The organism is Streptomyces sp. NPDC085931, from assembly GCF_044540565.1.
GTDB lineage: Bacteria > Actinomycetota > Actinomycetes > Streptomycetales > Streptomycetaceae > Streptomyces.
In genome coordinates this window covers 44,870-63,874 of record NZ_JBITSK010000015.1, presented here as the reverse complement: position 1 = coordinate 63,874, position 19,005 = coordinate 44,870, and the positions used below count along the sequence as shown (strand labels likewise).

The 19,005-nt window shown below is 71.5% G+C and carries 17 protein-coding genes and 1 pseudogene; 10 read left to right on the top strand and 8 right to left on the bottom strand.

Annotated elements, in window-relative coordinates; translation table 11 throughout:
* Positions 1 to 114: a DUF397 domain-containing protein gene (locus tag ACIGAN_RS28090; protein ID WP_365088774.1), complete on the bottom strand. Its 114-nt coding sequence runs from the start codon at positions 112 to 114 to the stop codon at positions 1 to 3.
* Positions 62 to 1,012, bottom strand: coding sequence for a helix-turn-helix domain-containing protein (locus tag ACIGAN_RS28085; protein ID WP_365742942.1), 951 nt, complete (start codon positions 1,010 to 1,012; stop codon positions 62 to 64). Before ACIGAN_RS28085 ends, ACIGAN_RS28090 begins: the two co-directional genes overlap by 53 nt.
* A gap of 105 nt (positions 1,013 to 1,117) precedes the next feature.
* On the opposite strand from ACIGAN_RS28085, the gene ACIGAN_RS28080 reads away from it, so the two are divergent.
* Complete coding sequence (locus ACIGAN_RS28080) at positions 1,118 to 1,726, top strand: DUF7848 domain-containing protein (protein ID WP_399861780.1); 609 nt, start codon at positions 1,118 to 1,120, stop codon at positions 1,724 to 1,726.
* A gap of 15 nt (positions 1,727 to 1,741) precedes the next feature.
* On the opposite strand, the gene ACIGAN_RS28075 is transcribed toward ACIGAN_RS28080, so the two are convergent.
* Together ACIGAN_RS28075 and uvrA are read right to left on the bottom strand one after the other, a co-directional pair.
* Positions 1,742 to 2,140 carry a DUF6281 family protein gene (locus ACIGAN_RS28075; protein ID WP_399861778.1) on the bottom strand — a complete coding sequence of 133 codons (399 nt, stop codon included), beginning with the start codon at positions 2,138 to 2,140 and terminating at the stop codon, positions 1,742 to 1,744.
* 130 nt (positions 2,141 to 2,270) lie between these two features.
* Positions 2,271 to 4,718 (bottom strand): excinuclease ABC subunit UvrA, encoded by a 2,448-nt coding sequence (uvrA, locus tag ACIGAN_RS28070; RefSeq protein WP_399861775.1) that lies wholly within the window; start codon positions 4,716 to 4,718, stop codon positions 2,271 to 2,273.
* An 81-nt stretch (positions 4,719 to 4,799) separates the two neighbouring features.
* On the opposite strand from uvrA, the gene ACIGAN_RS28065 reads away from it, so the two are divergent.
* Positions 4,800 to 5,549: a MerR family transcriptional regulator gene (locus ACIGAN_RS28065; protein ID WP_399861773.1), complete on the top strand. Its 750-nt coding sequence runs from the start codon at positions 4,800 to 4,802 to the stop codon at positions 5,547 to 5,549.
* Here the strand turns inward: ACIGAN_RS28065 and ACIGAN_RS28060 are convergent.
* The 3 genes and pseudogenes from ACIGAN_RS28060 to ACIGAN_RS28050 form a co-directional block, all read right to left on the bottom strand.
* Entirely contained in the window at positions 5,524 to 7,014 is a 1,491-nt protein-coding gene (locus ACIGAN_RS28060; RefSeq protein ID WP_399861770.1) for a hypothetical protein, read from the bottom strand. The genes ACIGAN_RS28065 and ACIGAN_RS28060 overlap by 26 nt on opposite strands.
* Positions 7,015 to 7,085: 71 nt before the next feature.
* Positions 7,086 to 7,487 (bottom strand): annotated as a pseudogene (locus ACIGAN_RS28055) (HNH endonuclease); the annotation flags it as partial.
* Between the two features lie 361 nt (positions 7,488 to 7,848).
* The gene (locus ACIGAN_RS28050) at positions 7,849 to 8,286 is read right to left on the bottom strand and encodes a hypothetical protein (protein ID WP_003992141.1); all 438 of its coding nucleotides are present in this window, start codon (positions 8,284 to 8,286) and stop codon (positions 7,849 to 7,851) included.
* Positions 8,287 to 8,793: 507 nt separating this feature from the next.
* On the opposite strand from ACIGAN_RS28050, the gene hemL reads away from it, so the two are divergent.
* From hemL to ccsB, 7 genes are all read left to right on the top strand, one after another.
* Positions 8,794 to 10,110, top strand: coding sequence for a glutamate-1-semialdehyde 2,1-aminomutase (gene hemL, locus ACIGAN_RS28045; RefSeq protein ID WP_399861767.1), 1,317 nt, complete (start codon positions 8,794 to 8,796; stop codon positions 10,108 to 10,110).
* Between the two features lie 5 nt (positions 10,111 to 10,115).
* Entirely contained in the window at positions 10,116 to 10,841 is a 726-nt protein-coding gene (locus ACIGAN_RS28040) for a histidine phosphatase family protein (RefSeq protein ID WP_399861955.1), read from the top strand.
* A gap of 120 nt (positions 10,842 to 10,961) precedes the next feature.
* Entirely contained in the window at positions 10,962 to 12,254 is a 1,293-nt protein-coding gene (locus ACIGAN_RS28035; protein ID WP_399861765.1) for a hypothetical protein, read from the top strand.
* Between the two features lie 66 nt (positions 12,255 to 12,320).
* The gene (locus ACIGAN_RS28030; protein ID WP_399861762.1) at positions 12,321 to 12,944 is read left to right on the top strand and encodes a TlpA family protein disulfide reductase; all 624 of its coding nucleotides are present in this window, start codon (positions 12,321 to 12,323) and stop codon (positions 12,942 to 12,944) included.
* A gap of 1 nt (position 12,945) precedes the next feature.
* A complete protein-coding gene (locus tag ACIGAN_RS28025; RefSeq protein WP_094056857.1) occupies positions 12,946 to 13,719 on the top strand; it encodes a cytochrome c biogenesis CcdA family protein in 774 nt (257 codons plus the stop codon).
* A gap of 3 nt (positions 13,720 to 13,722) precedes the next feature.
* A complete protein-coding gene (locus ACIGAN_RS28020) occupies positions 13,723 to 15,453 on the top strand; it encodes a cytochrome c biogenesis protein ResB (RefSeq protein WP_399861759.1) in 1,731 nt (576 codons plus the stop codon).
* On the top strand, positions 15,450 to 16,529 hold the full coding sequence (ccsB, locus tag ACIGAN_RS28015; protein WP_365088644.1) for a c-type cytochrome biogenesis protein CcsB: 1,080 nt from the start codon (positions 15,450 to 15,452) through the stop codon (positions 16,527 to 16,529). The genes ACIGAN_RS28020 and ccsB overlap by 4 nt, the downstream gene beginning before the upstream one ends.
* A gap of 12 nt (positions 16,530 to 16,541) precedes the next feature.
* On the opposite strand, the gene ACIGAN_RS28010 is transcribed toward ccsB, so the two are convergent.
* Complete coding sequence (locus ACIGAN_RS28010) at positions 16,542 to 17,954, bottom strand: condensation domain-containing protein (RefSeq protein WP_365088643.1); 1,413 nt, start codon at positions 17,952 to 17,954, stop codon at positions 16,542 to 16,544.
* A 229-nt stretch (positions 17,955 to 18,183) separates the two neighbouring features.
* Here ACIGAN_RS28010 and ACIGAN_RS28005 point away from each other — a divergent pair, with 229 nt between their 5' ends.
* Positions 18,184 to 18,984, top strand: a complete 801-nt coding sequence (locus ACIGAN_RS28005) for a GNAT family N-acetyltransferase (RefSeq protein WP_365088642.1) — start codon at positions 18,184 to 18,186, stop codon at positions 18,982 to 18,984.
* Positions 18,985 to 19,005: the final 21 nt, after the last annotated feature.

Sequence of the window (19,005 nt, the reverse complement as noted above, 5' to 3'; positions counted from 1 at the left end):
TCAGCGCACGGCGGACAGGAACGCGGACCAGGCGGACCGGGTCACGACCAGGACCGGTCCGTCAGGGTTCTTGCTGTCGCGGACGGGGACGGTTTCGGGGAAACCGGGGGCTATTTCGATGCAGTTGCCGCCGTTGGCGTCGCTGTAGCTGCTCTTGACCCAGGTGAGCTCGTTCCGGTCCATGCTGCTCGTACCTCTCCATCGTCTCGCGGATCAGAGCGGCGGACTGGGAAGCCGACAGGGCGTCCGCCCTGAGCACATCATAGGTGTGGCTGTGCCTCGCGATGAGGGCTGGATTGTCGTTGAAATGGCCCTGATCCAGCGATTCCGAGTAGACCCACTCGTGCCCGTCGGGAAGCCTGATGAGGGACATGGATCCGCTGGGGCGGAACAGGCCGAGGCGGCCCGCCGGTGCGACCTGGACGCGGATATTGGGTCGCTTTCCGACGTCGAGCAAGTGCGCGCACTGGTCCCGCATCACGGCCGCGCTGCCGATCATGTTGCGTAGGCAGCTCTCATCCAGGACCACGATGTAGAGCGGGCCTCCATCCGACAGGAAACGCTGCTGACGACTGAGCCGCGCTCGCACTCGCTCCTCCACCTCCTCCCCGCTGACGAGCAAGGAGAACAACGCGCGGGCGTAGTCCGCCGTCTGCAACAAACCCGGCATGACACGCTCCTGGTACTCCCGAAGGGCGACCGCCTCCTCATCCATCTCGGCCCGCCGCCGGAACCAGTCGGGATGCTCCACTCGCGGATACCAGTCGATCCTGGCCCACAGCCGCGCCAACACCCCACCCGTGGAAAGAAGTTCGTCGCACGCCTTGGCGAACGACTCCTGCGGCACCCTCGTACCGGCCTCCACGCGGGCCACGTGCGAGCGGTCGCACGGGATCTGCCGTGCCAGGCCCTCCTGCGTGAGCAGCGCCGCCTCCCTGAAGTGCCGCAGCACCTCGCCGAACACGGCCGCCGTGCTCGCCCCCGACTCCGCCCCGCCGTTCCGTCGGCTCACGGCATCCCCCTCCGTGACAGTGCACCGGTGTCACACACAAAGCATTGAAGCGGGTCGTTCCCGTACGCAACGCTCGATACACACACAGTTACGGAGGTGCGCGAAATGGAACCGGGAACGCTCGTCTACGACCCGCAGACGAACAGGGTCGGCGAGTATCGGGACACAACCGGCCCGTACGCGATGCTGCGCCCGGTCGGCGGCGGCCGGGAGTGGCAGGCGGACGCGGCGCGGATCCGGGAGGCGACCCCGGACGAACGGCTCAGCGCGGGCGTGCGCGCGGCCAACGACCGTTCCAGGGAAGGGCTGTCGGCTGATCCGGACCGGCCGCCGCTGCCGGTGCGGGGCTGCGCGGCGTGCGAGGAACTGTCGTTGCGGCGGGACAGGGCACGGGCGGCGTTCGACGCGAGCGGCGTGACGGACGCGAACGTCCTGCTGCGCAAGCACCAGCGCGAGGAGCACGGCGGGGAGCCGGCGGGACGCCGTGTCTTCCGGTACGTGCCGTACACGATCGTGCAGGACCCGTCCGCGCTGCCCGAGTACCAGGCGTACTGCGTCTCGGGCGAGGACGCGGACTGCGGGGCGAGTTCGGGGCCGTGCGCGGCGCCCGGCGAGGTGGAGGAGTGGCAGCGCAGGCACACCCAGGAGACCCGGCACCTGCGCTACCGCCGCAGCTTCGCCGACTACGCGGTGCTGGAGCGGCAGGGCGGCTGAGGCCCCGGCCGGGTCTCAGGGCCCCTCGGTCAGCTTCCGCAGTCCGGGCGGGAGGTCCTCGACGGACTCCGCGACGACGAGACGGTGGGTGCCGGTGCCTTCGGCGACCGCGACCGCGACGGCGGGGTCCACGCCCGGCACGGCGAACGCGGTCGTCGCGACCGGGCCCTCCCCGTCGTCGCCGTCGCCGGGCGTGTCGTCGCAGGCCGGGCGGGTCGCGGAGCCGAGCGACCGCCCCAGGGGCACGGTGGTCTCCTCCCAGTCGAGGTACCTGCGGCCGTCGTACTCGACGACGTAGGCGCACGAGGGCGCGGCTCGCGCGACGCCGTCCGGGGACGAGGGCGCGCAGCCCGCGCTCAGGGCGGCGCCGACGGCCACCACCGCCGGCGCCCACGTCGTTCGGCCCGCCTTCATCGGTGCGCCTTCATCGGTGCGCCTTCATCGGTACGCCTTCATCGGTGCGCCTTCATCGGTACGTCTCCTTCCGGAGCCCGGGCTCCGTACGACGGTCACGTGACGAAGACGGGTGGGGGCCCGGAAGCGTTCAGTCGCCGGGTGCGCCCTGTGCCACCAGCTGCCCGCCGCCCGCGCCGCCCTCGGGGCCGAGGTCGATGAGCCAGTCGGAGGCCCGGACGACGTCGGTGTTGTGCTCGATGGTGACGACCGAGTGCCCGGCGTCGACGAGCCGCTGGAGGACGTCGAGGAGGCGGGCGGTGTCGGCGGAGTGCAGGCCCGTCGTCGGTTCGTCGAGCAGGTACAGGGCGCGGCCGGTGGTGCGCCGGCCCAGTTCCCTGGCGAGTTTCAGGCGCTGCGCCTCGCCGCCGGAGAGGGTGGTGGCGGGCTGCCCGAGCGGGAGGTAGCCGAGGCCCACGTCGGCCATGCGGCGCAGCCGGGTCGCGACGGCCGGGACGTCCGCGAACACGGTCAGCGCCTCGTCCACCGTCGCGGCGAGCACCTCGGCGATGTCGTGCCCCTGGTGGCGGACCGACAGCACCTCCGGGCGGAAGCGCCGCCCCTGGCACGTGGGGCAGCGCACCTCGACGGCGGGGAGGAAGTGCATGCGGACGGTGAGGACGCCCGCGCCCTCGCAGCGTTCGCAGCGGCCCCCGGGCACGTTGAAGGAGAAGTGCCCGGCGGTGAGGGCGCCCCGGCTGTGGGCGGCGAAGACCTGGCGGATCGGGGTGAAGACGTCCGAGTAGGTGGCCGCGTTGGAGCGCGGGAGGCGGCTGATGGGCTCCTGGTCGATGAGGACGGCCTTGGACAGGTGCTGCCAGCCGTCGATGCCGTCGTGCTCGGCGGGCAGCTCGCCGGCCCGGTCGAAGTGCCGGCGGGCGGCCCGGCCCAGGATGTCCAGCAGCAGCGTCGACTTGCCGGAGCCGGACGGGCCGGTGACCGTCACCAGGCGGCGCAGCGGGATCCGTACGGTGAGGTCCTTGAGGTTGTGGGCCCGGGCCCCGCGGATCACGACGGCCGTGCCGCTGTCGCCGCGGGCGCGGGAGCGGGGGGCGGGGAGCCGGCCCGACAGGTACGCGCCGGTCACCGAGCCCTCGGTGCGGGCGACCTCCTCCGGGGTGCCCGCCGCGACGATCCGGCCGCCGTCCCGGCCCGCGCCCGGGCCGACGTCGATCACGTGGTCCGCGGCGCGCAGCACCTCCAGGTCGTGCTCGATGACCAGGACGGTGTTGCCGAGGTCCCGCAGCCGGCGCAGGACGCGGACCAGGCGCGCGGTGTCGGACGGGTGCAGGCCGATCGTCGGCTCGTCCAGGACGTAGAGGACGCCGGTGAGGCCGGAGCCGAGCAGGGCGGCCAGGCGCAGCCGCTGTGTCTCCCCGGCGGAGAGGCTGGGCGTGGCCTGGGCGAGGGTGAGGTAGCCGACGCCGACGTCCACCAGGCGCCGCACCCGCTCCTCCAGGTCGGCGACGACCGGTTCGACGAGCAGCCACTCGTCACCGGCGGACCGCTCGCGCAGCCCGGCGAGCCAGGTGCCGAGGTCGGTCAGCGGGAGCCGCGCGGCCTCCACGATGCTCAGGCCGTGCACGGTCACCGCCCGGCTCTCGGCACGCAGCCGCGTGCCGCCGCACTCCGCGCAGGGCTGCTTCACCAGGCCCTGCCGTTCGGCCCGTTCGCGGTACTCGGGGTCGTCGGCGCGTTCGGTGTAGCGGCGCAGCAGGGCCGTCGCGACGCCCTCGAAGCGGCCGTCCGACACGGTCTTCGGCGGTTCGGTGCCGGGGAAGTGCTGCCGGAACTCGGGGCTTTCGACGCCGTGGAGCAGCAAGTCCCGTTCCGGACGGCTGAGTTCGTCGATCGGCCGGTCCGTGTCGAAGGTGAAGCCGTAGTGCCCGGCGGCGGCCCGCAGCTGGGGCAGGCTCCACTCGGTGAACTTGGCGTTCCAGCCGCGCACTCCGCCGCCGGCGACCGACTTGGCGCCGTCGACCAGACGCCGCACGTCGGGTCGGATCACCTCGCCCAGGCCGGTGCAGGACGGGCAGGCACCGGCGGGCTTGTTGAACGAGAAGGAGCCCATGACGAGGTCGGGGACGAGGGTGCCGCAGTGCGGGCAGGGCCGCTGCTCGGCCTCGGCGTCCTCGTCGGGTTCGGCGCCGTCGGCGTAGGCGGGCGGGATGCTCTGCCCGCAGCCCGGGCAGGGCCGTACGCCGATGCGTGACCACAGCAGGCGCAGATAGGTGAAGACCTCCGTGACCGTGCCGACCGTGGAGCGGGGGCTGCGGTTGGTGTGGTGCTGGTCGACGCTGATGGACGGGGACAGGCCGGTGATCGAGTCGACGGCGGGTTTGCTCACGAAGCCGGTGACCATGCCCAGCGACTCCAGGTACTGCCGCTGGCCCTCCCGGTGGAGGGTGTCGAAGGCGAGGGTGGACTTGCCGGAGCCGGACAGGCCGGTCATGACGACCAGCTTGTTCTTCGGCAGGGAGAGGGAGACGTTCTTGAGGTTGTTCAGCCGCGCACCGGTGACATGAATGCAGGAGTCCATTCCTTCAAGTGTTCCATTGAAGTGCGGTCTTGAGACTTTGCGCCCTCTGAGGCGGCAGCTCCTCCCGTAACCTTCAAATCGATGACGAAAGACGACCGCCGCCTGCGCCCCGTCGACCTGGCCCGCCTGGCCGGGGTCTCGACGCAGCAGATCCGCAACTACGAGGGCGCCGGGGTGCTCCCTCCCGCGGCGCGCACCGCGTCCGGCTACCGCGTCTTCGGGGACGCGCACCGCCGCGCCCTGCTGGCGTACCGGGCCCTGATGCGGGGCTACGGCCCGCCGACGGCGACGGCGATCATGCGCGCGGTCCACGACGGTGACGTCCCGGGCGCGCTCGCCCTGGTCGACGCCGCGCACGCCGCGCTGCACGAGGAGCGGGTGTCCCTGCGGGCGGCGAGCGAGGCCCTGGAACTGCTCGCCCTGGAACCCCCGGCCCCACTCCCCCGCTCCGGCGGCCTGCGCATCGGCGAGGTGGCGGCCCTGCTGGGCGTCCGCCCGTCCGCCCTCCGCGTCTGGGAGACCGCCGGCCTGCTCACCCCGCCCCGCGAACGCGCCACGGGCTACCGCGTCTACACCCCCGCGGACGTCCGCGACGCCCGCCTGGTCCACACCCTGCGCCGCAGCCACTACCTCTTCACCCAGATCAAACCGATCCTGGACGACCTGCGCCGCGAGGGCAGCACGGAGGCCCTCCGGGCGGCGATCACCACCCGCGGCGAAACCCTGACGACCCGAAGCCGGACGATGATCGAGGGGTCGGGGGCGTTGCACGCCTACCTGAACGGCCTGACCGGCTCCGGGGGCGTCACCTCTCCCAGTGCGGGCTCGTGAAGGCGGCGCCGAAGTAGCCCTTCACCTCGCCCACGGTGATGCCGGCGCTCTTGCCGCACAGGTTGACCGAGCCGCTCAGGACGGGGCCGGATGCCGAGCCACGGGCGACCCACGCGCAGCCGTCGGAGTTCTCGGTCGGCGCGCCGACGACCGTCTCGGCCTTGCCGTCCTTGGTGAGGTCGGCGAGGTGGACGGCGATACCGAACCAGTCACCGGTCTCCGCGGCGCCGGGGACCCCTGCCGTGTTCTGGGTGTAGGCGACTGCCTTGGCCGTGGTCAGGCCTGACGCGGAGCCGCGCAGCAGGACGGCGGTGCCCGCGGAGGCGAGGGAGCCGACGGCCTCCTCGGGGGAACCGACCAGGACATCGGCGTACCTGTCGCCGTTGGTGTCACCGACGCTCAGGGACCGGCCGAACCGGTCGCCCCACTCCGCAGTCCCGGGAACGCCTGGCGTGTCCTGGTGGAAGACCTTCGGCTTCTGCGCGGGAGTGATGCCCTGGGGGCCGCCGTGGAGGACCTGGATCTCGCCGCCGCGGTGGGCGGCGGGGGTGGGTCCGTTGGCGACGGAGTCGTCGGACGGAATGCCGGTGACGAGGTCGCCGTAGCCGTCACCGTCGACGTCGCCGATCTGCCCGGCGTAGCCGTCGGCGTACGGCAGGTCGATGCCCCGGTTGACGGTCGTGTCCTGCGGGTCGGGGGCTCCGGTGTCGAGCGTCACCGGTCCACGGACGTCGTCGTCGGCGGGACCGGCCAGGTAGAAGCGCTCGGCCCTGCCGTCGCCGTTCACGTCACCCATGACCACACCACGGACGTTCTGCCGCCATTCCAGGTAGCGCCCGGCGGCCTGCCCGGTGCGGCTGAAGGGGCCGCTGTAGGAGGCGACGGCACAGAGGTCCGAGGCGACGCCGAGCTCGGGGGCCCCGTCGCCGTCCATGTCACCGGCGGCGAGCGACAAGCCGAACCCGCAAGAGGACGTGTACTCGTCATAGCCGGCCGGAGGGGAGATGTTCGCGCCGCCCTTCAGCCCGTTCGGCCCGCCCCACACCACGGTCACGGAGCCCCGCGATCCGGCACCGTCCACGTCCTCGTCCGGGGCGCCGACGATCAGGTCCGCGTAGCCGTCGCGGTCCAGGTCGGCACTGGCCACGGTGGCCCCGAAGTGGTCGAACTCCTCGGCGGTGCCGGGGACGCCGGTGGTCGACTGGGTGATGACCGTCCTGCGGGCGCTGCTCACCGAGGAGGCGGAGCCGTACAGGACGACGACCGAACCGGCCGCCTGCACCGTGCCGTTGGTGGCATTCGGAGCCCCGACGGCCAGATCGCGATAGCCGTCACCGTTGAAGTCGTCCTGCACGGCGGCCGTGTTCGCCCCCTTGTGGGGCGCGGCGGCGGACGAGGCCACCGGCGTGAGGGTGACAGCGGCGGAAGCGGTGAGCACGGCGACGGCCGTGACTGCTCTGCGCAACGGGACTCCTTGTTCTGAACAGCGGACGACCCCATGACACGCGAGGCACGGACAAGGTTGTAAGGCCAAGGTCAGACGACCGTCGCAGGGCGCGGCTCGCCGTGGAAGACCTGCCGGGTATGCCAGTCGCGGTGCTCGGCCGCCACAGGGCTCGCGCCCGGTTGCGGCCCGACGAGCGGACGGCCCGAGAGGGCTGTGACGTGCTCCCGCGCGGCGTCACTGTGACCGACGAAGCGCTGCGAGACCAGGATGCGGTGATCGTCCCCCACCCCGAGGACGCCCTTGTCGAACAGCTTGTGGTGCAGCGAGCACAGGCACAGCCCGTTCTCGACCTGGTCGGGTCCGCCGAACGCCCACCACCGCACGTGGGCGGCCTCGAGACCGACCGGTACCGCACCGATCCTGCCGTCGTATCCGCAGAAGGCGCACCGGTATTCGTAGGCGGTCAGGACGAGTTCCCGCATCCGCGGGTCCCATCCGCGACCGTCTCGGGCCGAGGCTGTCCGAACTCAGCGGCGTTCACGGCTCCGTTTTCGGCTGGGAGATGTACCACCGTGACGATGCGCGCCGTATCACGCGCAAGCGACTGCAGGCCGCAGTGGATCTCTTCACTTACTCCGTGTTACCGATGGCCTGTGTGACCGGCTTCTGGTGCTCCTCAGTCGTCCAGCCCGTGCTGCTGATTGTCTCGCTCGCACAGACATTGGCCCTGGCCGTACTGAGTTGGCAGTTCTTGCGCTATGCGGAGCTGTAGTGCTGCCGGAGGCCCGCTTCGACCGTGCAGGCTTCAGGGCGAGGCCCGCAAACCCCGCCCGGAACCTGTTGCAACCCAGCTCAGGGCCACACCAAGCAGTAAGCCTGATGCCCCGCCTCGTGCAACCGATGGCTGAAGTCCTGCCATTCGTGCAGCAGTTGGTAGACGTTGAACGCGTCCCGGGGGCCGCCGCGGTCGGGGACCGTCGACCAGATGAAGGCCGCCGCTCCGACCGCCTCCTCGCCGATGCCGCGCAGGGGGTCGACGACGGTCATGGGGAGTTTGACGACCGCGTAGTCGGGGTGCAGGACGACCAGTTCCAGGGGCGGGACCTTGTGCAGGGGGACGCCCTCGATGCCCGTGAGGACCATCGCGGCCATCGTCTCCGGCTTGATCTTCGTGAACATGCCGTTCATGCCGAGCTCGTCGCCGCCGAGTTCCTCGGGACGCATCGAGATCGGGACACGGGCCGCGGTGGCGCCGTCGGGCGCGCCGAAGTACTTGTACGTCACCCCCACCCGACCACCATTCCCGCTCCCGGCCCGAAGATCGTCCACTCGGCGTTCAGTACGTCCCTCGACGCGCTCCGGTTCACTCGGCCGACCCGCTGCCTGACGTGTCTCCTGCGTGTCCTCCGCTTCGCGCCGGTGCCTTCCCCGCCGGGCACGTCGAGGACCCAGGTCATCAGTCCCCTCGCCCAGTCCGCCACCGCGATGCATATCTCCACCCGACTGCTTTTCTAGGACGCGTCGCCCCCGCCGCGCAACCCGATCATCGTGTCAGTGACCTCCCCCACGGCCGCCCGCCGAAACGTGCGCTGAAACATCTGTCCGCAGGGATCTTCGCAGCCTCCGACCAGGCCGGGGCCGTTCGAGCTGTGTGTATCAGGTCCCAGTCTCGCAGACGCCGGGACCCGGGGGTCCGGTTGTCCCACGCCCGGGCCCGCGGCCCCCTGGCCTACCCTGAACAGGTCACTGGCACCCGGAGCCCGACTACGTCGGAGAAGGTCGGAGAAGTCGCAGGTCATGAGCGAACTGTCATATCCGTATGAAGCACCGGCCTCGCAGGCTCTGTTCGACCGCGCGGCCGCCGTCACGCCGGGCGGCGTGAACTCCCCGGTCCGGGCCTTCCGGGCCGTCGGCGGCACCCCCCGGTTCATGGTGTCCGGGTCGGGCCCGTACCTGACGGACGCCGACGGGCGGGAGTACGTGGACCTGGTGTGCTCCTGGGGTCCGATGATCCTCGGGCACGCGCACCCCGAGGTGATCGCCGCCGTGCAGGAGGCGGTCGCCCGCGGCACGTCCTTCGGCACGCCCGGCGAGGGCGAGGTCGCGCTGGCCGAGGAGATGATCGCCCGGGTCGCGCCGCTGGAGCAGGTGCGGCTCGTGTCCAGCGGCACCGAGGCGACCATGTCCGCGATCCGGCTCGCGCGGGGGTTCACGCGGCGGACGAAGGTGGTCAAGTTCGCGGGCTGCTACCACGGCCACGTCGACTCGCTGCTCGCCGCGGCCGGCAGCGGCGTCGCCACCTTCGCGCTGCCCGACACCCCGGGCGTGACCGGCGCCCAGGCGGGCGACACGATCGTGCTGCCGTACAACGACCTCGACGCCGTGCGCGAGGCCTTCCGGGCCCACCCCGGCGAGATCGCCTGTGTGATCACCGAGGCCTCCCCGGGCAACATGGGCGTCGTGCCGCCCGCCGAGGGGTTCAACCAGGGCCTGAAGGACCTGTGCTCCGCCGACGGCGCCCTGTACATCTCCGACGAGGTCATGACCGGCTTCCGGACCAGCCGCGCCGGGTGGTTCGGCGTGGACGGCGTCGTCCCGGACCTGATGACCTTCGGCAAGGTGATGGGCGGCGGCTTCCCGGCCGCGGCCTTCGGCGGACGCGCGGACGTGATGGCGCACCTCGCCCCGGCCGGGCCCGTCTACCAGGCCGGCACGCTCTCCGGGAACCCGGTCGCCACCGCCGCCGGCCTCGCCCAGCTGCGGCTGCTCGACGACGCCGCGTACGCCAAGGTCGACGCCGTGTCGAAGGAGATCCAGGGCCTGGTCACCGAGGCCCTGGCCAAGGAGGGCGTCGCGCACCGGCTGCAGACCGCCTCCAACATGTTCTCGGTGTTCTTCACCGACCGGCCCGTGCGCAATTACGAGGACGCCAAGGCGCAGGAGTCGTTCCGCTTCACCGCGTTCTTCCACGCGATGCTCGCGCACGGCGTCTACCTGCCGCCGTCCTCCTTCGAGTCCTGGTTCGTGTCCACCGCGCACGACGAGCGGGCCCTGCAGAAGATCGCCGACGCCCTCCCGGCGGCGGCCCGCGCGGCGGCGGAGGCGACGGCATGAGCGACATGACGAACCCCGACAGCGGCAAGAGCAGCGGCAAGAGCAGCGGCAGGAGCGACGAGGACATCACCGTCGTCCATCTCATGCGGCACGGCGAGGTCGCCAACCCGGACGGCATCCTCTACGGCCGGCTGCCCGGTTACCACCTCTCCGACCTCGGCCGCCGCATGGCCGACCGGGTCGCCGAGCACCTGGCCCCGCGCGACGTGACGTACGTCGTCGCCTCGCCGCTGGAGCGCGCGCAGGAGACGGCCGAGCCGATCGCCAAGGCGCACGGGCTGGACCTCGCCACGGACGAGCGGCTGATCGAGGCCGAGAACATCTTCCAGGGCAAGACGTTCGGCGTCGGGGACGGGGCGCTGCGCAAGCCCGGCAACTGGCGGCACCTGGTCAACCCGTTCCGGCCGTCCTGGGGCGAGCCGTACGTGGACCAGGTGGTGCGCATGATGAGCGCGCTGGGCGCGGCGAAAGACAAGGCCCGCGGGCACGAGGCGGTCGTGGTCAGCCACCAGCTGCCCATCTGGATCGTGCGGTCCTACGTCGAGCGGCGGCGGCTGTGGCACGACCCGCGCAAGCGGCAGTGCACCCTCGCCTCGCTGACGACCTTCACGTACCGCGGCGACCGGATCGTCTCCGTCGGCTACAGCGAGCCGGCCCGCGATCTCGTCCCGGCGCATCTCCTCGCGGGCGCGAAGCCGGTGAAGGGCAAGGACAAGGCGTTCGGCGCATAAGCCGTTTCTGATCGCTTCCGACCGTTCCGTTACGGAATCTGCGCATTTCGCAGGAACCTTTCCGGCCGTCACGTCCTCTGACTGGGTGACCACCAGAGAACGTGACGGATCGGGGAAGCAATGCGCCCTTACTCCCGCAGGGGAATGCTCTCAATCGGCGCGGGAGCCGCCGCCGCTGTCTCGCTCGCCGGGTGCGCCGGTCTCACGGGGTCGGACGACGCGAGCCACGCCGACGGTTCCGGCGGTGACAGCGCACAGGGCCGGCCGAAGCCCGGGCCCACCGCCCGCCCCATCGGCGACGGCTCCACCGCCTACACCGGCAAGCAGCCCCACCAGCCCGCGAAGCCCGAACCGCTCGAGCCGGGTCAGGCGCCCCCGCAGTTCGTCGTGTTCTCCTGGGACGGCGCCGGCGAGGTCGGCAACGGCCTCTTCCCGCGCTTCCTGGACCTGGCCGAGGAGCACGGCGCGAGCATGACCTTCTTCCTGTCCGGGCTGTACCTGCTGCCCGAGTCGAAGAAGCGCCTCTACGACCCGCCGAACAACCCGCGCGGCGCCTCCGACATCGGCTACCTCACCGACGCGCACATCAAGGACACCCTGAAGAACGTCCGCCGCGCCTGGCTGGAGGGCCACGAGATCGGCACGCACTTCAACGGCCACTTCTGCGGCGAGTCCCACGGCTCGGTCAAGCACTGGACGCCCCGGCAGTGGCGCAGCGAGATCGACCAGGCGAAGTCCTTCGTGAAGGAGTGGCGCACCAACACCGGCTGGACCGACCTGCCGGCCCTGCCGTTCGACTACGACAAGGAACTCGTCGGCGGCCGCACGCCCTGCCTGCTCGGCCAGGACAACCTGCTGCCCACCGCCCGCGCGCTGGGCTGGCGCTACGACGCCTCCTCCCCGGGCGGCCGCCAGGTGTGGCCGGTGAAGCGGCAGGGCATCTGGGACCTGCCGCTCCAGCAGATACCTTTCCCCGGCCGCCGCTTCGAGGTCCTCTCCATGGACTACAACATGCTGGCCAACCAGTCCCTGAACTCCACCAAGGCCCCCGCGCACAACTACCCGGGCTGGCGCGAGCAGTCGGCCCAGGCGTACATCCAGGGATTCAAGCGGGCATACGAGACAAACCGGGCACCTCTCTTCATCGGCAACCACTTCGAGCAGTGGAACGGCGGCATCTACATGGACGCCGTGGAGGAGGCGTTCAAGCACATCGCGCGCGCCAAGGACAAGGGCGGGGATGTGCGTCTCGTCTCTTTCCGGCAGTACGTCGACTGGATGGACGCGCAGCGGCCCGAGGTGCTGGCCAGGCTGCGCACCCTCGACGTCGGGCAGCAGCCGGCGGGCGGCTGGCGGGAGTTCCTGAAGGCGACCCCCGCCAGCTCGGGCTCCCCCTCCTCGAACGCCGCCTGAAATGCGGTTTTCCGCCCGCAAGGGGGGTGGGCGAGATCCCCGGAACGGACATGCGAAACTTTTCACATGAGTGCCGCCAGCCACGCCCTCCTGCGCTCGAACCGCACCCGCAGCCGCGCCGCCCTGCTCGCCGCCGGTGCCGCGGCCGCGGCGCTGACCCTGTCCGCGTGCAGCTCCGGCGGGACGTCGGGCGGGGGCGGTGACACCAACTTCGTCCTGGGCAAGGACGGCATCGCCACCGCCGACAAGGGCGAGCGCGCCGACGCACCCGACCTGTCCGGCAAGACCGTCGACGGCAAGCAGCTGGACGTCGACGACTACAAGGGCAAGGTCGTCGTCGTCAACGTCTGGGGCTCCTGGTGCCCGCCCTGCCGCGCCGAGGCCCCCGGCTTCCAGAAGGTCTCCGAGGACCTGAAGGACCAGGGCGTGCAGTTCGTCGGCATCAACACCCGCGACACCAGCACCGGCCCGGCCCTGGCCTTCGAGAAGGCCTACAAGGTGACGTACCCGAGCCTGTACGACCCGACGGGCAAGCTGATGCTCCGCTTCGAGCGCGGCACCCTCAACCCGCAGGCCATCCCCTCCACGCTCGTCCTCGACCGGGAGGGGAAGATCGCCGCCCGCTCGCTCCAGGCGCTGAGCGAGGAGAAGCTGCGCAAGATGATCGCCCCGGTCCTCGCGGAGAAGTGACGTGACCTCCGCAGTCACCACGCTCGCGGCGACGGGCTACAACGGCACGGTGCTCAACGGCGCCCTGCTGGCGGCCCTGCCGATCGCCCTGCTCGGCGGGCTCGTCTCCTTCTTCTCCCCCTGCGTCCTGCCGCTCGTCCCCGGCTACCTCTCCTACGTGACCGGCGTCACCGGCACCGACCTGGCCGAGGCCCGGCGCGGCCGGATGGTCGCCGGCGCCTCCCTGTTCGTGCTCGGCTTCACCGCCGTGTTCGTCTCCTCCGGCGCGCTGTTCGGCTACTTCGGCGACACGCTCCAGGCCAACCGGGGCGTGCTGTCCAAGGTGCTCGGCGGGCTCATGATCCTCATGGGCGTGTTCTTCATGGGGCTGATGCCCTGGATGACCCAGCGCGAGTTCCGCTTCCACAAGCGGCCGGTGACCGGCCTGGTCGGGGCGCCGCTGCTGGGCGCGCTGTTCGGCATCGGCTGGACGCCCTGCATCGGCCCCACCCTCGCCTCCGTGCTGGCGCTCTCCTCCAACCAGGGCAGCGCGGGCCGCGGCGCCATACTGACGGTGGCCTACTGCCTCGGCCTCGGGGTGCCGTTCGTGCTCGCCGCGGTCGCCTTCCGCAAGGCGCTGGGCGCCTTCGGCTGGGTCAAGCGCCACTACGTCTGGGTGATGCGCATCGGCGGCAGCATGATGATCATCACCGGTCTGCTGCTGCTGACCGGCGCCTGGGACGTCATCGTGCAGGACATGCAGTCCTGGTCCAACGGCTTCACTGTGGGGATCTGATCGATGAGCAAGACCAGCACCACCGACCCGGCCCCCGCGGGCCGCCCCGGGGACTCCGACCTCGGCGACGCCGGAGCCCAGCTGTCCACCGCCCCCAAGGAGGAGGCGCCCGGCCTGCCCTCCCTCGGGGTCGTCGGCTGGGCCCGCTGGTTCTGGCGGCAGCTCACCTCCATGCGGGTCGCGCTGCTGCTGCTGTTGCTGCTGTCGCTGGGCGCGATCCCCGGCTCGCTGATCCCGCAGACCGGCATCGACGCCACCAAGGTCGCCGAGTTCCGCAAGAACAACCCCACCCTCGGTGACGTCTACGACAAGCTCGGGCTGTTCCACGTCTACAGCTCGGTGTGGTTCTCCGCGATCTACATCCTGCTGTTCGTCTCGCTCATCGGCTGCATCGTGCCCCGCACCTGGCAGTTCGTCGGCCAGCTGCGCGGCCGCCCGCCGGGCGCGCCCAGGCGGCTGACCCGGCTGCCCGCCCACACCACGTGGCGCACCACGGCCGAGCCCGAGCAGGTCCGCGAGGCCGCGCTGGCCCTGCTGCGGAAGCGCCGCTTCCGCGCGCACCTCGCCGGGGACGCGGTCGCCGCCGAGAAGGGCTATCTGCGCGAGGTCGGCAACCTCGTCTTCCACCTCGCCCTGATCGTGATGCTGATCGCCTTCGCCTGGGGCCAGCTGTTCAAGGCCGAGGGCTTCAAGCTGGTCGTCGAGGGCGACGGCTTCTCCAACACCCTCACCCAGTACGACGACTTCAAGTCCGGCAACCTCTTCACCCAGGACGACCTGAACCCCTTCAGCTTCCGCCTGAAGGACTTCGAGGGCACCTACGAGATGAGCGGCCCCAACCGGGGCACCCCGCGCACGTACCAGGCGACCGTCGACTACAGCGAAGGCGCCTACGGCAAGGACCGGCACAGGACCATCAAGGTCAACGAGCCGCTCACCATCGGCGACACCAAGGTCTACCTCGCCGCCCACGGCTACGCCCCGGTCGTCACCGTCCGCGACGGCAAGGGCCGCGTCGTCTACCGCGACGCCGTGCCGCTGCTGCCGCTGGACGGCTTCGCGACCTCCTCCGGCGCCGTCAAGGTCATGGACGGCTACCGCAACGCCGAGGGCGAGAAGGAACAGCTGGGCTTCCAGGCGTTCTTCGTGCCCACCTACAACGGCGGCGCGATGGTCTCCCAGTTCCCGGCGCTGATGAGCCCGGTGCTCGCGCTGAACGCCTACCACGGCGACCTGGGCGTCGACTCGGGCCTGCCGCAGAGCGTCTACCAGCTCGACAAGAAGAACATGAAGGAGTTCAAGAACTCCAAGGGCGAGCTGCTGAAGAAGCTGCTCAAGCCGGGCCAGACCATGCAGCTGCCGAACGGCGCCGGCTCGATCACCTTCGAGAAGGACATCAAGGAGTGGGCGCAGTTCCAGATCACCCAGCAGCCCGCCAGCGGCTGGGCCCTGGGCGGCGCCGTCGCCGCGATCCTCGGACTGGCCGGCTCGCTGTTCATCCAGCGCCGCCGCGTCTGGGTGCGCGCGGTGCGGGGCGCCGACGGCGTCACCGTCGTCGAGATGGCCGGCCTCGGCCGCAGCGAGTCCGCGAAGGTCCCCGAGGAACTGGGGGACCTCGCCGGGATCCTGTACGACCAGGCGCCCGCCGCGCCCGACCCCGCAGATTCCCCCGACCCCGCCCAGGAGCCGGGCACCACGACCCCCGTACCCGCCGAAGGGGCTGAGAAGCAGTGACGCTCGCCGCCGCGACCCACGAGAACCTGGCCAACCTCAGCAATACGCTGATCTACTCCGCGATGGCCGTCTACACCCTGGCCTTCTTCGCGTACATCGCCGAATGGCTCCTCGGCAGCCGCAGCAAGGTCGCCCGCACGGCGGCCGCGCTCACGGCGAAGCCCGAGGCGAAGAAGGCACCCGCCGTCACCGTCAACCAGGCGGGCGGCACCGCCGTGCTGGAGCGGCCCAAGGTCACCGTGCGGGCCGCGGCCGGTCAGCGGGACGTGCCGGACGGCCCGGGGGCGCACGGCGGCGACGAACAGGGCGACCTGTACGGCCGCATCGCCATCTCCCTCACCGTGCTCGCGTTCCTGCTGGAGCTGGGCGGCGTCATCGCCCGCGCGGCCTCGGTGGAGCGGGCGCCGTGGGGCAACATGTACGAGTTCAACATCACGTTCTCCACGGTCGCCGTCGGCGTGTACCTCGGGCTGCTGGCGCTGAAGAAGAACATCCGCTGGCTCGGCCTGTTCCTGACCACCACCGTCCTGCTCGACCTGGGCCTCGCCGTCACGGTCCTCTACACCGAGAGCGACCAGCTGGTCCCGGCGCTGCACTCGTACTGGCTGTACATCCACGTCTCCACCGCGATCTTCTGCGGCGCGGTCTTCTACGTGGGCGCGGTCGGCACGATCCTCTACCTGTTCAAGGACTCCTACGAGAACAAGCTCGCGAGCGGCGGCCGGCCCGGCACCTTCGCGACCTCGGTGCTGGAGCGGCTGCCCTCCGCGGCCTCCCTGGACAAGTTCTCCTACCGCGTCAACGCCGCCGTCTTCCCGCTGTGGACGTTCACGATCATCGCGGGGGCGATCTGGGCGGGCGACGCCTGGGGCCGCTACTGGGGCTGGGACCCCAAGGAGACCTGGTCCTTCATCACCTGGGTCGCCTACGCGGGCTACCTGCACGCCCGCGCCACGGCCGGCTGGAAGGGGCGCAAGGCCGCCTACCTGGCCCTGCTCGCCTTCGCCTGCTGGCTGTTCAACTACTACGGCGTGAACATGTTCGTCTCCGGCCTGCACTCGTACGCGGGCGTGTAGCCCGGGGCTTCCTCACCGCCTGGTGTGGGGGGCGCGGTCCGCGACCGACGCGATGATGTCGCGCAGCCGGTCGGCGTACAGCCGCAGGTTCTTGTGGGCGACGTCGGTGTCCGGGTGGCGGGCCGCGAACCACAGCCCCTCGTGCAGCCGGGTCACCCACGCGCAGACCTGGTCGCCGTAGGACACCCGGATCAGGCCGTAGGCGTTGCGCTCGGTCCAGGTCGTGGAGTCCGGGATGGCCCGGGTGTCGGTGTACGACACGATCGAGTACATGTCGGGGGAGGTCGGCCGGAAGTCGGCGCCGAGCAGCCGCAGCACCCGGGCCAGCGGCATGCGGGCCAGCGGCCGGGCGGCGTGCAGGGCGTTGCGCACGGTCGTCAGCGCGGCCGGGAAGTCGGGCGTGCGGGCCACGGGCACCTCGATCGGCGCGCCGCCGACGTACCAGCCGACGGAGTCCGAGTACGCCGACCTCGCCCGGGTGTGGAAGGGCACCACGGTGCGGTAGACGGACTCGCCGCCGATCTCGTGGACGATCAGGGCGGTCGCCGCCAGCAGCCCGACCAGGGTGCCGCCGCACGGGCGGCAGTACGCCTCGAACGCGGCGGCCGCGTCCGCGTCCACGAGCATCTCCCGCATCAGCTTCTGCGTGGGCAGCTCGCCCCCGGGTTCCAGGCCGAGATCGACCGGGAAGCCCGGCAGCCGCCCGTCGCAGCGCTGGATGAACTCCCGCCACCGGGCGACGATCTCGTGGTCGGCGTCGATCCGGTCCGCGTCCGCCCGCTCGGCCTCGCAGAAGTCGACGTAGCTGCTGACCGGCGACTGGTCCGGGGCGCGGCCGCTGCGGTGGGCGGCGTACAGCTCGCGGATCTCGGCCGGCATGCGGTAGATCGAGAACGCGTCGACGTTGCTGTGGTCGAAGGCCATGTACACGCTGGTGCTGTCGTCGCGCAGGACGGCCGTGTAGATGAGGTTGGGCCAGCGCAGGGCGTCCGCCGTGGTGTCGAAGCGGTCCTGGAGGTGCTGGGCGAGGGCCGCGGCGTCGGTGAAGTCGCCGACGTCCTCGCGGTGCAGGGACACGGAGTCCGCGTCGAGCGTGAAGCGGCGGATCGAGTCGCCGGGCCCGCCCGCCCAGCGGAATCCGCTGCGCAGCGTCTCGTGCCGCAGCGTCCAGCCGCGCAGCGCCGCGCCCAGCGCGTCGAGATCGGCCCGGCCGGGCAGGTCGAAGGCGGCGCCGATCCAGGTCGGCACGAACAGGCCGTCCTCGCGCACCGAACGCGCCGTCCTCAGGTGGGACTCCTGGATGTACGCGGGCGGCCGGGAGTCCTCCGGCAGCGCCTTCGCCGTCGCGACGGTCGCCGGACTGAGCGTCCATTCGACGAGTCGTCCAGGCCGGACCTCGCAGCGCTGGATATCAGACATTCGCACAGGGCGGCTCCGTTCGCAGTTGGGACAGACCCGACCAGCACAATCGCGCGGCGGCTGCCGGACACACGGCCTGGCGCCGTATTTCAGGGGAACGGATGGCATCTCGAACGGTGATCCGACACCGTGCCGTCGCCGTCCGGCCGACGACCTGGCCGGTACGCGTCCCCGGGCCGTGACGGGCGTGTACTGTCCGTGCGGCTCGCGCCCTTCCGACGACCTTGGGGGTCTCATGCACCGTCGCGCGGACTCGGTCGAATCGATGGAACAACTCGCCCTGGTCTGGCGGGCGATGGTGCTCGACCGCGACCCGCGCGCGGACGTCCGCGACCTGCCGGGGATCGCCGTGCGGTGGGCCGACTGCCGGTTCGTGTTCTGGAACTGCCTCACGCTGACGGACGTCGGCGCGGACGCCGGGCTGATGAGGCAGCGGCTCGGCGAGGCGGCGCGGGTGATGCGGGCGAAGCAGCGGCCCGGCTTCCTGTGGGTCTTCGAGGACCTCCTCGACGAGCGGGCCCGCGCCGGGCTCGACGAGGCCGCCGACGCGGCCGGGCTCGCCTACGCCTTCCCCGGCACCGGCATGGCGGGAGACCTGCCGCCCCTGCCCGAACCGGCCCACCCCGACCTGACGTTCGTGCGCGTCACCGACGACGAGCAGCTGCGCGCCTACGCGGACCTCAACGCGCGGGCCTACGGCTTCCCGCCGGAGGACGCCCGCGACGGGCTCGCCGGCTCCGCGCTGTGGAAGAGCGAGGTGCACGCCTACCTGGGGGTGCGCGACGGTGTGCCCGTCACCTGCGCCGCCACCGTGGCGGCCCAGGGGCGTCTCTTCGTGATCCTCGTCGCCACCGACCCGGAGTGCGAACGGCGGGGCTACGGGGAGGCGGTGACCCGCAAGGCCCTGTACGAGGGCGCCCGGGCCACCGGGCTGACCCGGGCGACCCTGCACGCGACGGTGGCCGGAGCGCCGGTGTACCCGCGGATCGGCTTCGAGCCGAACTCACCCCTGCGCTTCTACGGGCTCAAGGGGTAGCCGCCCGGCCCGGACCCGTCC